13 protein-coding genes are annotated in these 14,526 nt (G+C 68.0%); 12 read left to right on the forward strand and 1 reads right to left on the reverse strand.

The features are described 5' to 3' along the window. The first annotated feature begins 17 nt into the window (after positions 1–17). From ACWPOC_RS20900 to ACWPOC_RS20950, 11 genes are all read left to right on the forward strand, one after another. The gene (locus ACWPOC_RS20900; protein WP_059383885.1) at positions 18–812 is read left to right on the forward strand and encodes a MaoC/PaaZ C-terminal domain-containing protein; all 795 of its coding nucleotides are present in this window, start codon (positions 18–20) and stop codon (positions 810–812) included. A gap of 79 nt (positions 813–891) precedes the next feature. After that, complete coding sequence (locus tag ACWPOC_RS20905; protein ID WP_080968373.1) at positions 892–2,250, forward strand: MFS transporter; 1,359 nt, start codon at positions 892–894, stop codon at positions 2,248–2,250. Positions 2,251–2,282: 32 nt separating this feature from the next. Beyond that, positions 2,283–3,431 carry an acyl-CoA dehydrogenase family protein gene (locus tag ACWPOC_RS20910; protein WP_059383886.1) on the forward strand — a complete coding sequence of 383 codons (1,149 nt, stop codon included), beginning with the start codon at positions 2,283–2,285 and terminating at the stop codon, positions 3,429–3,431. 250 nt (positions 3,432–3,681) lie between these two features. Then, positions 3,682–5,061 (forward strand): type III glutamate--ammonia ligase, encoded by a 1,380-nt coding sequence (gene glnT / locus ACWPOC_RS20915; protein ID WP_120282207.1) that lies wholly within the window; start codon positions 3,682–3,684, stop codon positions 5,059–5,061. 45 nt (positions 5,062–5,106) lie between these two features. After that, entirely contained in the window at positions 5,107–5,994 is an 888-nt protein-coding gene (locus tag ACWPOC_RS20920; RefSeq protein WP_120282206.1) for a class II glutamine amidotransferase domain-containing protein, read from the forward strand. Between the two features lie 53 nt (positions 5,995–6,047). After that, positions 6,048–6,746 (forward strand): GltB/FmdC/FwdC-like GXGXG domain-containing protein, encoded by a 699-nt coding sequence (locus ACWPOC_RS20925; RefSeq protein WP_455409268.1) that lies wholly within the window; start codon positions 6,048–6,050, stop codon positions 6,744–6,746. Between the two features lie 47 nt (positions 6,747–6,793). Then, complete coding sequence (locus ACWPOC_RS20930; protein WP_059383889.1) at positions 6,794–8,122, forward strand: FMN-binding glutamate synthase family protein; 1,329 nt, start codon at positions 6,794–6,796, stop codon at positions 8,120–8,122. A gap of 46 nt (positions 8,123–8,168) precedes the next feature. Then, on the forward strand, positions 8,169–9,398 hold the full coding sequence (locus tag ACWPOC_RS20935) for an allantoate amidohydrolase (protein ID WP_455409269.1): 1,230 nt from the start codon (positions 8,169–8,171) through the stop codon (positions 9,396–9,398). Next, positions 9,399–9,959, forward strand: coding sequence for a HutD family protein (locus tag ACWPOC_RS20940; protein ID WP_455409270.1), 561 nt, complete (start codon positions 9,399–9,401; stop codon positions 9,957–9,959). A gap of 58 nt (positions 9,960–10,017) precedes the next feature. Next, positions 10,018–11,208, forward strand: coding sequence for an NAD(P)/FAD-dependent oxidoreductase (locus tag ACWPOC_RS20945; protein ID WP_120282203.1), 1,191 nt, complete (start codon positions 10,018–10,020; stop codon positions 11,206–11,208). A gap of 126 nt (positions 11,209–11,334) precedes the next feature. Next, positions 11,335–11,982, forward strand: a complete 648-nt coding sequence (locus ACWPOC_RS20950; protein WP_120282202.1) for a helix-turn-helix domain-containing protein — start codon at positions 11,335–11,337, stop codon at positions 11,980–11,982. Between the two features lie 67 nt (positions 11,983–12,049). Here ACWPOC_RS20950 and ACWPOC_RS20955 read toward each other — a convergent pair whose 3' ends face one another. Beyond that, positions 12,050–13,387, reverse strand: a complete 1,338-nt coding sequence (locus ACWPOC_RS20955; protein WP_159418627.1) for an ammonium transporter — start codon at positions 13,385–13,387, stop codon at positions 12,050–12,052. 300 nt (positions 13,388–13,687) lie between these two features. On the opposite strand from ACWPOC_RS20955, the gene fdhD reads away from it, so the two are divergent. Continuing rightward, the gene (gene fdhD, locus ACWPOC_RS20960) at positions 13,688–14,518 is read left to right on the forward strand and encodes a formate dehydrogenase accessory sulfurtransferase FdhD (protein ID WP_016691878.1); all 831 of its coding nucleotides are present in this window, start codon (positions 13,688–13,690) and stop codon (positions 14,516–14,518) included. Positions 14,519–14,526: the final 8 nt, after the last annotated feature.

Below are 14,526 nucleotides of genomic sequence, written 5' to 3' on the forward strand. Positions count from 1 at the left end.
CACCCGAAGGAAAGTTCATGAACGCAGTTGCCTCCCTGAAGGGCTACGACCTCGGTAGCCGTGTCGTGTCGTACGACGAGTCCGATGCGATCCTCTACGCACTGTGCGTCGGGGCGCAGCCCGGTCAGTTGCCGCTGGTCTACGAACGGGACCTGCACGTGCTGCCGACCTTCGGGCTGGGTCTCGGTCTGTGGGCGGTCGAGGAGGCCGGGGAGCTCGGTGCCTACGACCGCTTGAAGTCGCTCCATGCCGCGCAGCAGTTGACGGTCCACGCACCGTTCCCCCGCTCGGGCAAGATCGAGATGCGCGCCCACGTCACCGATGTCTGGGACAAGGGATCCGCTGCGACCGTCGACATCGCTGTCGAGTGCGAGCAGTTCACCGCGACCTACGCGATCCACCTGCCCGGCTCGGGTGGTTGGGGCGGGGAACGTGCCCCCTCCACGCCTCGGGTCGATCTCGAGGACGCCCCGTTCCGGGCGGACACATACATCGCGGCGAATCTTCCTGCCCTGTACCGCCTGACCGGTGATCTACACCCCGTTCATATCGACCCGGAGGTCTCCTCGGGGTACGGTTTCGAGCGCCCCATCCTGCACGGCCTGTGCACGCTGGGTATCGCCGCCCGCACGGTCGCCGAGGCCGCCGGAGCCCAGCCGTGGGAACTCCGCGAACTCCGCGCCCGCTTCGCAGCCCCCGTCCTGCCCGACGCCACGCTCACCGTCCGCGCGCAGGCGTCCGGCACCGAGGTCGACTTCGACGCCCGGATCGATACGACGGGTGTGCTCTCCGGCGGTCACGCGAGCTTCTGATCGCGTACTGCCAGATGTCCGGTTCAACCCCCAAGGAAATCCTCCGCCCCACAAGCAGTTCCCGCCGAAAGGGACTCCGATGACCGCACACGCCGCTTCCAGCTTCGGAACCAAGCAACAAAAACGAGCGTTTCTCGCCAGCCTCGTGGGCACCACCGTCGAATGGTTCGACTTCTTCATCTACGCGACCGCCGCGACGCTCGTCTTCTCGACGATCTTCTTCCCCGAACTGGGGTCGAACGTCGGCATCCTCGCGTCCTTCGCAACCCTCGGTGTCGCCTTCCTGGCCCGTCCGGTCGGCGCGTTCGTCTTCGGTCATCTCGGGGACCGCCTCGGGCGCCGCACGACGCTGATCACCACGCTGACCGTGATGGGAGCCGCCACCGGCCTCATCGGTCTGCTCCCCACTTGGGATCAGGTCGGTATCTGGGCACCGATCATGCTCACCGCCCTCCGCTTCCTGCAGGGCGTCGCAGTCGGCGGCGAGTGGGGCGGCGCCGTCCTCATGAGTGTCGAGAACGCGCCGAAGACCCGCGAACGCTTCTACGGCTCCGCACCCCAGATCGCGAGTCCGCTCGCGCTCGTGCTCGCCACGGTCGTCATGTACTTCGTGGCCCGCATGCCCAACGACCAGCTGATGTCGTGGGGATGGCGGATCCCGTTCCTCGCCGGCTTCGTCCTCGTCCTGATCGGTCTCGTCATCCGGCTCGGCGTCGAGGAATCGAGTGAATTCACCGAGGTGAAGGAGACGGGCACCGTCACGAAGAACCCGATCGCCACCGTCCTGCGCACGATGCCGAGCCGCGTGCTCGCCGGTATCGGCCTGCAGGCCAGCGTGATCGTGCTGTTCTACCTGATCACCACATACATGCTCACGATGGCGACCAACATTCACGGGTTCACCAAGAGCGACACCCTGATGATCCTGCTCATCGCTGCGACGATCGACCTCTTCGCGATGGTCGGCGTCGGCATCCTCTGCGACCGGTTGTCCGCCTGGACGGTCTTCGTGGGCGGGGTGGTCTTCACCGGCGCCTTCGCATTCCCACTGTTCGCCCTGTTCAACACCGGCAACATGGGGCTGATGATCGTCGCGTTCTCCGCGGCCCTCGTGCTCGGTCACGCCACGACCTACGCGGTGGTCTCGAGCATGACGGCCAACCTGTTCCCGACCGAGGTCCGCTACAGCGGCGTCGCCCTGTGCAGCGCGTTCTCCGGTGTCGCGTGGGCGGCTCCGACCCCGCTCGTCGCCGCCGCTCTCGTGCCGACCGACGGCTCGCAGCACTGGTGGCCGCTCGCCGCGATCCTCGTCGGCACCGCTGTCGTCTCGTTCGTCGCCGCGGCCTCCATGCGGAGCCATTTCACCACCGGGGCGGCGAGCGACGATCGTGACGACCAGTCCCGCGACCTGCGGGTCCGCGTCGGCGACCCCGCCTGAGCACCACCCATCCGAACGACCAGGAGATTCTCATGACTGTGATGCTCAGCGAGGAGCAGCGCGAGTTCGGGGCGGCAGTCCGCGAATTCTGCCGCCGCGAGGTGGGCACGCGTGAACAGCGCGACAAGCTCACCGACTGCGGTCGCGAAGGGCACAGCCTCGAACTGAACCGGCGGATCGCCGAACTCGGATGGGCCGCCATCAACGTCCCCGAGGAGTACGGCGGGGCCGGCGGCAACCATGTCGACCTGTGTGTCCTGCTCGAGGAACTTCACCGCGGTCTCGCCCCGGTCCCGTGGCACGGCACGACCCTGATCACCGCCGGGATCTACACCAAGTTCGCGAGCGAGGAACTCAAGCGATCGGTGCTCGGCCGGCTCGCCGAGGGTGCCGCGCTGGCGATCGCGATGTCCGAACCGGAAGCCGGTTCCGACGTCGCGGCGCTGACCTGCCGCGCCGAGCACACTGCGGACGGCTGGATGATCAACGGTCAGAAGACGTGGATCACCAACGCCCATCAGGCGGACAGCATCCTCCTGGTCGCCCGTACCGAGCGTGGCGAGAAGAAGCACCACGGGCTCACCATGTTCCACGTGCCGGCCGACACGCCGGGACTGACGATCAAGGGCATCGACACACTCAACGGAACCGAGGTCAACGACCTCTACTTCGCCGACTGCGTGCTGCCCGCCGACTCGGTGGTCGGTGAGGTCGGGCAGGGCTGGGCCCAGCTCATGCCCGGCCTGGCCACCGAGCGGCTGATCCTCGCCGCGCAGATGCTCGGCACCGCCGAACGCGCCTTCGACGACGTGCTGGCGTTCGTCTCCGAGCGCACCCAGTTCGGCAACCGGGTCGGCTCGTACCAGGCGATCAAGCACCGCATCGCCGATCTCGCGACGGAGATCGAGTGCACCCGCCTGCTGGTCTACAGCGTCGCGCACCGCGCGGATGCCGGCGACGACCCACAGGGGTTGGCTCGCGCGTCGTCGATGGCGAAGCTCAAGGCAACCGAGGTCGCGAAGAACACTGCCCTCGAGGGCATGCAGATGATGGGTGGCTACGGCTACTCCACAGAGTTCGACATGGCCCAGCACGTACGTGCAGCACTGGGCGCCACCATCTACGGCGGCACCAACGAGATCCAGCGGGACATCATCGGGAACTCGTTCGGGCTTCGGTAGAACACCCTCTCCACCACACTGCAGCGGGGGGAGGGTGCTTCCACCCCACCACCCGGCAGCGGTGGGGTGTTCTTTAGACCGCCCCGCCGCTGTTTTCCGTTCGCATGCAGGCTGTTTCCGGCGAACCGTCACGGCAATCTCACCCTCGCGTAACACTCCTGTCATGGGTACAGTGTTTCCTTCTATTCGACACCGATTCATAAAGTGAAACCCCCGGTCGAATCCGACCAGTCGAATCCGAGGAGCCCCTATGACGCTGGAAGCCACCGACACGTCCGTGCTGCGCCTCCCGTCCGCGAACGGCCGGTCCCCCGAGATCTCCGGATCCCCTTCCCTGACCGAGCTCGCCCATGCCGCCGGCACCCGCTACATCCTCGCCGTCTTCACCACCCTGTCCGGAAAGCCTTGCGCCAAGCTCGTTCCCGTCGAATCCGTCGGGGAGCTCGAGACCGAGGGCGTCGGATTCGCCGGCTACGCCGCCGGGTCGATGGGCCAGGTCCCGAAGGATCCCGACCTCGTCGCCATCCCCGATGCCGCGTCGTTCACGCCCATCCCGTTCGTGCGCGAAGGCCTCGCTCTCGTCCACTGCGACCCGCACGTCGAAGGCAAGCCCTGGCCGTACGCGCCGCGCGTGATCCTCAAGTCCGTACTCGCGCAGGCTGCCGCACTGGGCCTCGAGGTCAACGTGGGCGCCGAGATCGAGTACTTCCTCGTCAACAAGGACGAGAACGGAACGCTGCGCACGGCCGACGCGCTCGACACCTCCCGCCAGCCCTGCTACGACGCCCGCGACGTCACCCGCATGTACGAGCACCTGACGTCGATCTCGTCGGCGATGAACACCCTCGGATGGGGCAACTACGCCAACGACCACGAGGACGGCAACGGTCAGTTCGAGCAGAACTTCCAGTACGCCGACGCCCTGACCACCGCCGACCGGGTCGTGACCCTGCGCTACCTCATCTCCGTGCTCGCCGAGCAGCGTGGCATGACCGCGACCTTCATGCCCAAGCCGTTCGCCGACCGCACGGGTTCGGGCATGCACATGCACCTGTCGCTGTGGAGCGACGGTGCCTCGGCGTTCCCCGACGCAGCGGACCCGCGCGGCCTGGGCCTGTCGAAGACCGCCTACTCGTTCATCGCCGGCATCCTCGAGCACGCCTGTGCTCTGCAGGGCGTCATCGCGCCGACGGTCAACTCCTACAAGCGCACCGGCGCGACCAGCACGTCCTCCGGCGCCACCTGGTCGCCGCGCTACGCGACCTACGGCGGCAACGACCGCACCCACTACCTGCGGGTCCCCGATTCCAACCGCGTCGAACTGCGCGGCGGCGACGGTTCCGCGAACCCCTATCTCGCTACCGCCGCGACCGTCGGTGCAGGCCTCGACGGCATCGAGCGCAATCTCGACCCCGGCGCTCCCGGTACGGGCGGTTCCACGGAGACCCTGCCGATGACGCTGTTGCACGCGATGGACGCCCTCCAGGCCGATCCTGTCGTCTCCGGCGCCCTCGACGCAGCGGGTGCGAGTGTCGCCGACTACTTCGCCTCCCTCAAGCGCGAGGAGTTCTTCCACTGGCACAACACCGTGACGCCGTGGGAGATCGACAGCTACCTGACCGCCTTCTGAGAAATCTTCGCCTACTTCCCACCCCATCGAACAGGAGAGACGACCATGTGCGGAATCGTCGGACTTCATCTGCGGGACACCTCGCTCGAACCCCGGCTGGGCAGCCTGCTCACCGGAATGCTCGGGCAGATGGTGGACCGCGGACCGGATTCGGCGGGCGTCGCCGTCTACGGCAACCCGGTCTTCTCCCCCGCCGGGGAGTCGTCGGTCTCGGTACTCGACGCACCCTCGGACCTCGCCACGATCGTCGGCGACGCACTGGGCGTGACCATCGGGTCGCTCGACCTCGCACCCACCACCGTGCTGCACGCCCCCGTCCCCGCAACCCTGCTCGCCGACACCGTCCGCACACTGGCACCCACGGCGACCGTCATCGGTTTCGGTGACGATGTCACGGTCCTCAAGGGCACCGGTGACCCGCGCGTCCTCGCCGAGAACTTCGGCCTGCCGGCCGCATCCGGATGGCAGGGTGTGGGCCACACCCGCATGGCCACCGAATCCGCCGTCACCGCAGCCGGATCACATCCCTTCGCCGTCGGCCCGGACCAGTGTCTCGTCCACAACGGCTCGTTCTCCAATCACCTGTCGATCAAGCGCGAACTCGAGGACGAGGGCGTGGTGTTCGACAGCGAGAACGACACCGAGGTCGGCGCACGCTTCGTGGCCAAGCACCTGGCGGAGGGCGCAGATCTCGAGAAGGCGTTGCGCCTTCTCGGCGAACGCTTCGACGGTTTCTACACCCTGCTGGTGTCCACCTCCGATTCCTTCGCCGTGGTCCGCGATCCGATCGCCTGCAAGCCCGCGATCGTCGCCGAGTGCGACGCCTACGTCGCCATGGCCTCGGAATTCCGCGCTCTGGCAGGACTTCCCGGCATCGCCGACGCCCGCATCTTCGAACCCGAACCGGACCGGGTCTACGTGTGGCGACGCTGACCGGCCACGCGAATCCCGAACCCGCCGTCCCGATCTCATCCCCGGAGGCAATCATGACCACCGACACCCTGCTCCAGACCGCCACCTACGACCTGGCGACGACCACCACCCGCGAACTCAATGCGGCACTGCACGCGACGGAGGCCCCGGCCTCGGTCGAGGTGGCGAACCCGCAGGGCGCCCACGCACTCGCCTGCGGCCTGAACCGGCCGATCGACGTCCGCATCGACGGCCACGTCGGTTACTACGCCGCCGGGATGAACCAGCACGCCCACGTGACCATCGACGGCAACGCCGGCGTCGGTGTCGCCGAGAACATGATGTCGGGCAGCGTGCGCGTCACCGGCGACGCCTCGCAGTCCGCAGGCGCCACCGCCCACGGCGGGCTGCTGGTGATCGAAGGCAACGCCGCCGCACGCTGCGGCATCTCGATGAAGGGCATCGACATCGTCGTCGGCGGCGACATCGGGCACATGAGCGCCTTCATGGGCCAGGCCGGCCGACTCGTCGTCCTGGGCGATGCCGGCGAGGCCCTGGGCGATTCGCTGTACGAGGTGCGGATCTACGTGCGAGGCACCGTCGCCTCACTCGGTGCGGACTGCGTCAAGAAGGAGATGCGCCCCGAGCACATCGCCGAACTGCAGGAACTGCTCGACGCGGCCGGTTTCGACGCCGACCCGGCCGAGTTCACCCGCTACGGCTCGGCCCGGCAGCTCTACCACTTCCACGTCGACAACGCTTCGGCCTACTGAGAGCCCCGACGTTCTTCCGCCCCGCTCGACCCCCCGAGGAGACTTCCATGACCTTCCAGCCCGGACTGCGTGAGTCGGCCACCTTCGACCGCAACGTCATCCACGAGATCCAGCGCGCCGCCGCGACCGGCATCTACGACATCCGCGGCTGGGGTGCCAAGCGCAAGGTTCCCCACTTCGACGACCTGCTGTTCCTCGGCGCGTCCATGTCGCGTTACCCGCTCGAGGGCTACCGCGAGAAGTGCGAGACCGACGTCGTCCTCGGCGACCGCAACGCGACGTACCCGCTGCACCTCGACATCCCGGTCACGATCGCCGGAATGAGCTTCGGTGCGCTCTCCGGTCGCGCGAAGGAGGCCCTCGGACGTGGCGCCAGCGAGGTCGGCACGTCCACCACCACCGGTGACGGCGGCATGACCCCGGAGGAACGCGGGCAGTCCAAGCACCTGGTCTACCAGTACCTCCCGTCGCGCTACGGCATGAACCCCGACGACCTGCGCAAGGCCGACGCCATCGAGGTCGTGCTCGGCCAGGGCGCCAAGCCCGGTGGCGGCGGCATGCTCCTCGGGCAGAAGATCACCGAGCGGGTCGCGGGGATGCGCACCCTGCCGGTGGGCATCGACCAGCGCAGCGCCTGCCGGCACCCCGACTGGACCGGGCCCGACGACCTCGCCATCAAGATCCTCGAACTGCGCGAGATCACCGGCTGGGAGAAGCCGATCTACGTCAAGGTCGGCGCGACCCGCACCTACTACGACGTCAAGCTCGCCGTGAAGTCCGGCGCGGACGTCGTGGTGGTCGACGGGATGCAGGGTGGCACCGCAGCCACCCAGGACGTCTTCATCGAGCACGTCGGCATCCCCACCCTGGCCGCGCTCCCCCAGGCCGTGCAAGCCCTGCAGGAGATGGGTGTGCACCGCACCCCCGGCGGCGTGCAGCTGATCGTCTCGGGCGGCATCCGCTCGGGCGCCGACGTCGCCAAGGCGATGGCCCTCGGCGCCGACGCTGTCGCCATCGGCACAGCCGCGCTGATCGCTCTCGGCGACAACGATCCGAAGTACCAGGCCGAGTACGAGAAGCTGGGCTCCGCGGCCGGATTCTACGACGACTTCCAGGACGGCAAGGACCCCGCCGGCATCACCACGCAGGATCCCGACCTGCAGGCGCGTTTCGATCCGATCGAGGGTGGCCGTCGCCTCGCGAACTACCTGCGCGTGCTCACCATGGAAGCCCAGACCATCGCCCGGGCGTGCGGCAAGTCGCACCTGCGCAATCTCGAACCGCAGGACCTCGTCGCCGTCACGATGGAAGCCGCCGCCATGGCACGGGTTCCCCTGGCCGGAACCGACTGGATCCCCGGCCGCAGCACCTTCTGACCGTGGCAACAGGCCTGCCACCGTACTTCCCGAGAGGACACAACACATGACCGCCTTCGACACGCTCTGGGCATCGATCCTGGAGGTCGGTAAACATCCGATGACCGGGGGCTATCGCCGATTCGCCTGGAGCGATGCCGATCTCACTCTCCGCGAGTGGTTCCGCGGCTGCGCCGCCGAGCGCGGCATGGACGTCGAAGAGGACCGTAACGGGAACCTGTGGGCGTGGTGGCTCCCCGTCGGCTGGGAAGGCGATCCCACCGACGCCTTCGTCACCGGTTCGCACCTGGACTCGGTGCCCGACGGCGGCGCGTTCGACGGACCACTCGGCGTGGTCTCGGCGTTCGCCGCGGTCGATCTGGTCCGTGAGCGCGGCATCGTCCCGACCGTGCCGATCGCGATCACCGCGTTCTCCGACGAGGAGGGTGCCCGCTTCGGTGTGGCGTGCGTGGGTAGTCAGCTCACCACCGGGGCGCTCGCTCCGCAGCGTGCGCTCGGCCTGCGTGATCGTGACGGAATCACGTTGGCCGAGGCCATGACCCGCGCCGGTCGCGTGCCCGAACACATCGGCGCCGACCCCACCCTCGTCGACCGGGTCGGGGTGTACGTCGAACTTCACGTCGAACAGGGCCGGGCCCTCGATCTCGTCGATGCACCGGTCGCGGTCGCGTCGTCGATCTGGCCGCACGGCCGATGGCAGTTCACCTTCACCGGTGAGGCGAACCACGCCGGAGCCACGCGCCTGGTGGACCGCCGCGACCCGATGCTCGCCTACGCCTCGTCGGTGCACAGCGCCCGCTCGTGTGCCGCGGCGGCCGGTGCGGTCGCCACCTTCGGCAAACTCGAGGTATTGCCCAACGGGGCCAACGCGATCCCCTCCGAGATCAAGGCCTGGCTCGACGCTCGCGCCGCGGACGAGGAGACCCTGACGACGCTGGTCGCCGAGATCGAGGCCGAGGCCCGCAAGCACTGCCTGCCGGACGAGATCGGACTCGACGTCTTCGCCGAATCGATCACCCCGATCGTCGAGTTCCCGGCCGGACCGCGCGAACGGTTGCGCCGCGCGCTGTCGCATCTCGGGGACATCCCGGTACTGCCCACCCAGGCGGGGCACGACGCGGGCATCCTCTCGGAGAAGGTTCCCACCGCAATGTTGTTCGTGCGCAACCCCACCGGCGTCTCGCATTCACCGCACGAGTTCGCCGAGGCCGACGATTGCAACATCGGAGCGCAGGCGCTGGCCGACATCATGACGGACTGGACGGCGGGCAGTTAGGTGGCCGCGCAGGTGATCCGGTCCGGTGAGCGGCGGCGGGTGCCCTGGCGCAACGGCGTCGGGATCACGGAGGAGGTCGCGACCGGACCCGACGGCCCCTCCGGCCGTCCGCTGTGGCGGCTCAGCGTGGCCGATCTGGGCTCCGACCCCAGCGAGTTCTCGGCCTTCCCCGGCAGGGACCGCATCTTCACCGTCATCGGTGAGCACGGCGTCGACCTCGACTGGGGCCACGGACCCCGTTCGCTGGATCCGTGGCATCCACACTCGTTCGCCGGTGAGGACGCGCCCCACTGCGTCCCCCGAGGCGCCACCCGTGCATTCAATGTCATGACCGAGCGCGGGGGCGCCACCGCGGCCGTCGGGTACTTCACGCTCGACACGGCCTTCGACACCGCCGCAGGCGGAGTCACTGCCCTCTACGTGCGATCGGGCTCCGTACAGGCCGGCACGGAACGGGCCGGGCCCGGGGACTGCGTCCTGATCCGCCACGAGGCGATCACGCTACGAGTCTCGTCGGCCACCGGACTGCTGGTCCGCATCGAACCGACTTCCTCCCTCTGACATCGACTCCCCCACCGACCTCCCCGATTCGGAGGCCGACCGAACAAAGGATCCTCAGGTGACGGACACGACCAAGTTTCTGATCGTCGGCGGCGGCCTCGAAGGCCTGGCCATCGCCTACTCCCTCGCTGACCGCGGCGAGACCGACGTCCTCGTCCTCGAGCGCGACACCCTCTGCTCCGGCATGACCGGCAAGTCCAGCGGTGTCGTGCGCTGTCACTACGGCACCCCGTCGTTGGCTGCGATGTCCTGGTACGGCGTCGACATCTTCACCAAGGCGACCGAGATCTTCGGCGACGACATGGCGTTCCGCCAGTGCGGTTACGTCGTCGGTGTGGCGGAGAACAACGTCAAGCCGCTCGAAGCGAACATCGAGATGATGCAGGGCCTGGGTATCGCCACCGAACTCATTACCCACGACAAGATGGCCGAACTGTGGCCGGGCCTGCACCTCGACGACTTCGCCCTGTTCGCCTACGAACCGCTCGGTGGTCGCGGCGAGGCCTACATGGCGGGCATGGCGTTCGGAGCGACAGCCCGCCGGATGGGCGTGAAGATCCGGCAGAGCACCCCGGTGGTGTCGCTACTGCAGAACGCCGCCGGCCGCGTCTACGGCGTCACCCTCGCCGACGGCTCCGAAGTGCACGCCGAACAGGTCATCGTCGCCGCAGGCCCCTGGACTCCGGCACTCGTCGCCGGTGTCGGCGTCGACATCGACGTCCGGGCGCAGCGCGCGCAGTTGGTTCTCGTCGACCAGGGCGTCCCGACCCCGGAGGTGCCCGTGCTGTCCGATCTGGCGGGCCTGCAGTACATCTGCCGCGAGCCGAACGGTGAACTGCTGGTGGGCAATTCCGATCACCAGGCGCCGGAGTACATCGACCCGGACAAGTACGTCAACCGCGCCGACGACTCGACGATCGAGAAGAACATCATGAAGCTCGGCAACCGCCTTCCCGACATGCCGGACCCACGGATCACCAGTTCGTACGTCGGTGCCTACGACGTCACCGAGGACTACAACCCCGTCATCGGTCCGGCACCGGTCGAGGGCCTGTTCCTGGCGACCGGATTCTCCGGGCACGGGTTCAAGATCTCCCCCGCGGTGGGCAAGTTGGTCGCCGACCTGCTGATCGACGGGAAGACCGACCTTCCGAATGTGAACCCGGACGACTTCCGTTTCTCCCGCTTCGAGGAGGGTGATCTGCTCCTGAGCCTCAACCCCTACGAGGGCGCCGGCGAGATGCGCTGATCCCGACCTCCCAGCGCGCGTGCCCTCCACGGACCCGGCCGGATCCCTGTCGTCCGGATCGTGGAGGGCACCGCCGTGTCCGCATTGCGGCGTTCACCACCGGTGGACACACGCTACGCTGATGATATGGCCAGCCCAGATCGTCCCGTCCTGTACGACGATTCCGGACGCGAAGTCCCGCGCGGCACCCCGACGGGTGTGGATCTCGAGCGCGCGATCGCCCACCAGGTGAGGTCGCTGCGGCTGGCCAGCGGTCTGTCCGTCGGCGACATGGCCGCCAAGGTGGGGATCTCCAAGGCGATGCTCTCGAAGATCGAGAACGCCCAGACGTCGTGCAGCCTGTCGACTCTCGCGCGCCTCGCCGCCGGCCTCGACGTCCCCGTCACCTCGCTCTTCCGGGGCGCGGACGCGCACCGCGACGCGGTGTTCACCAAGAACGGGCACGGCGCCGAGATCGTCGGTCGCGGTACGCGGGTCGGCCACCACTACGAATTGCTCGGCGCACTGCGTGGGCAGCACAAGCGGCTCGAACCGGTGCTCGTGACCCTCACCGACGCAAGCGAGGTCTTCCCCCTCTTCCAGCATCCCGGCACCGAGCTGCTGTACATGCTCGAAGGCGAGATGCTCTACGGCCACGGCGATTCCGAGTACCACCTGCAACCGGGCGATGCCCTGCTCCTCGACGGTGAGGGACTACACGGACCGAACGAGCTACTGAAGCTGCCCATCCGGTTCCTCGCCGTGACGGCGTATCCCGACAACCACCAGCCGTGAACACGACGGAGCCCTCACCGCGCGGTGCGGTGAGGGCTCCTGCCGTTCGGTCGGGGAAACTCGTCGGTCAGGACTTGGGCACGATCACGTCGCGGTCCTCGGCGAACACCTCGGGGCGCAGCGTCGACGGGCCGGTCGGCGAGAACGAGTCCATCACGTAGGCCGTCTCCCCGTGGACCGGGACGTCGATGCCCCGCATCTCCGTCTCGGTGTCGACCCGAATGCCCATGATCTTGTCGAGCGCCTTCGCGATCAGGAAGGTCACCGCGAACGAGTAGGCGAACACCGCAGCCATCGCGACGATCTGGCGTCCGAGGAAATCGATCCCACCACCGAAGAACAGACCGTCGACGCCGGCCGGCGCGGCGGCCGTCGCGACGAAGGCGATGAGGGTGGTGCCCACGACGCCGCCCATGAGGTGGATGGCGACGACGTCGAGCGAGTCGTCGTAGCCCATGCGGAATTTCCAGCTCACGGCGAAGCAGCCGACGGCACCGGAGACCACGCCGATCAGCAGGGCACCGAGCGGGGACACGAGGCTCGCGGCGGGCGTGATGCCCACGAGTGCGGCGATCACGCCCGAGATGGCACCGAGCGTCGTCGCGTGCTTCTCCTTGATGCGTTCGACGAGCAGCCAACCGAGCAGGCCGGCCATCGCGGCGACGAGCGTGTTGAGGACGACGACACCGGCCATGTGGTTGGCGCCGCCCGCCGAACCGCCGTTGAATCCGAACCAGCCGAACAGCAGGATTCCGCCGCCGAGGACGACGAGGGGCAGGTTGTGGGGACGGGCGACGTGCGGGAATCCGCGGCGACGACCGAGCGCGATGGCGAGTGCCAGCGCCGCGACACCCGAGTTCATGTGCACGGCGGTGCCGCCGGCGAAGTCGTGGGCGGCGAGCGTGTTGGCGATCCATCCGCCCTTCGTGCCCGCTTCCTCGTCGTCGAAGGCGAAGACCCAGTGCGCGACCGGGAAATAGACGAGGACGACCCAGATGCCCGAGAACACCAGCCACGCCGAGAACTTCATCCGGTCCGCGACTCCACCGGCGATGATCGCCACCGTGATGCCCGCGAAGAGGAGGTGGAAGGCGGCGGTCAGGGCGGCGGGCATCCCTCCGTCCGGGTTCTCCTCGAGCAGCGACCCGAGACCGATGTCGGTGAAGGGATCGCCGATGAGGCCGAGGCCCCCGACGCTGTCACCGAGCACGGCGGCCGGACCGAACAGCACCCACAGGACGGCGGTGACGGCGAATCCACCGAACACCATCATGATCATGTTGAGCGCGCTCTTGACTCCGAGCATGCCGCTGTAGAACAGCGCCAGGCCCGGAACCATCAGTACGACTGCTGTGAACGCCGCCAAAACCCAGGCGGTATCGGCGGCCGCGAGTGCCTGTTCCATATAAGTCCACCCTGTTCGATCCCGGGGTTCACGACCCCTACGTCAGTCGGTGACCCGCATTCATCACCGTCCCCTGAGAGTGGACCCACTCTGTAATGTCCCTGCGAGGTGCGGGTGAACTTCGTGTAACGCCACCGCAGTTCTCAGGACAGGGGTGCCGTTGCATGCGGGCAGGCAGTATGGAGGACGAGGCGCCGCGTCCCCCGGTGTGCACAACCAGCACCGCCGGGGTATCCCTGCCCTGCCGGGGTTCCGTGGGAACGACGGCTCGAACCGCTGCACGCATCTGGGAGGTAGACGATGGGACGGGTCACGACACGTCGTCCGGTACTGCGCATCACTGCGGACAGGGCGACGCGACGTCCCGACACCCTCGCCGTCGAGGAACCGCTCGAGATCAGGGTCGGCGGTGAGTCGCTCACCATCACGATGCGCACCCCCGGGCACGACGTCGACCTCGTCCACGGCTTCCTGCTGGCCGAAGGGATGATCGGCAGTCGCGAGGACATCGCCGCCGTCCGCTACTGCGACGGCGTGGACGAGAGCGGCGCCAACACCTACAACGTCCTCGACGTCGCCCTCGCCCCCGGCGTCACCGTCCCCGAAGGGACGGGGCGACGCGCGTTCACGACGACCTCCGCGTGCGGGGTGTGCGGGAAGAACTCGCTCGACGAGGTGCGCACGCGCACCCGCTATCCGTTGAAGGATGCCGGCACCACCTCGATCGGCACGCACACCCTCACCGAACTGCCCGACACGCTGCGTCGGCACCAGCAGGTCTTCGAGTCGACCGGCGGTCTGCACGCGGCCGCGCTGTTCACCCCCGACGGGGCGCTGCTGGCCCTGCGCGAGGACGTCGGCCGGCACAACGCCGTCGACAAGGTGATCGGCTGGGCCCTGACCGACAACCGGGTTCCGCTCTCGCACAGCGTGCTCATGGTGAGCGGACGCGCCTCGTTCGAACTCGTGCAGAAGGCGGTCATGGCCGGGATCCCCGTGCTCGCGGCGGTCTCGGCGCCGTCGTCGCTGGCCGTCGATCTCGCCGCGGAGTCCGACCTCACCCTCGTGGGCTTCCTCCGCGGCGACACGATGAACATCTACACCGTCCCCGAACGCATCAAGACCGACTGATCGACGGC

This window comes from Rhodococcus sp. 5G237, assembly GCF_053764735.1.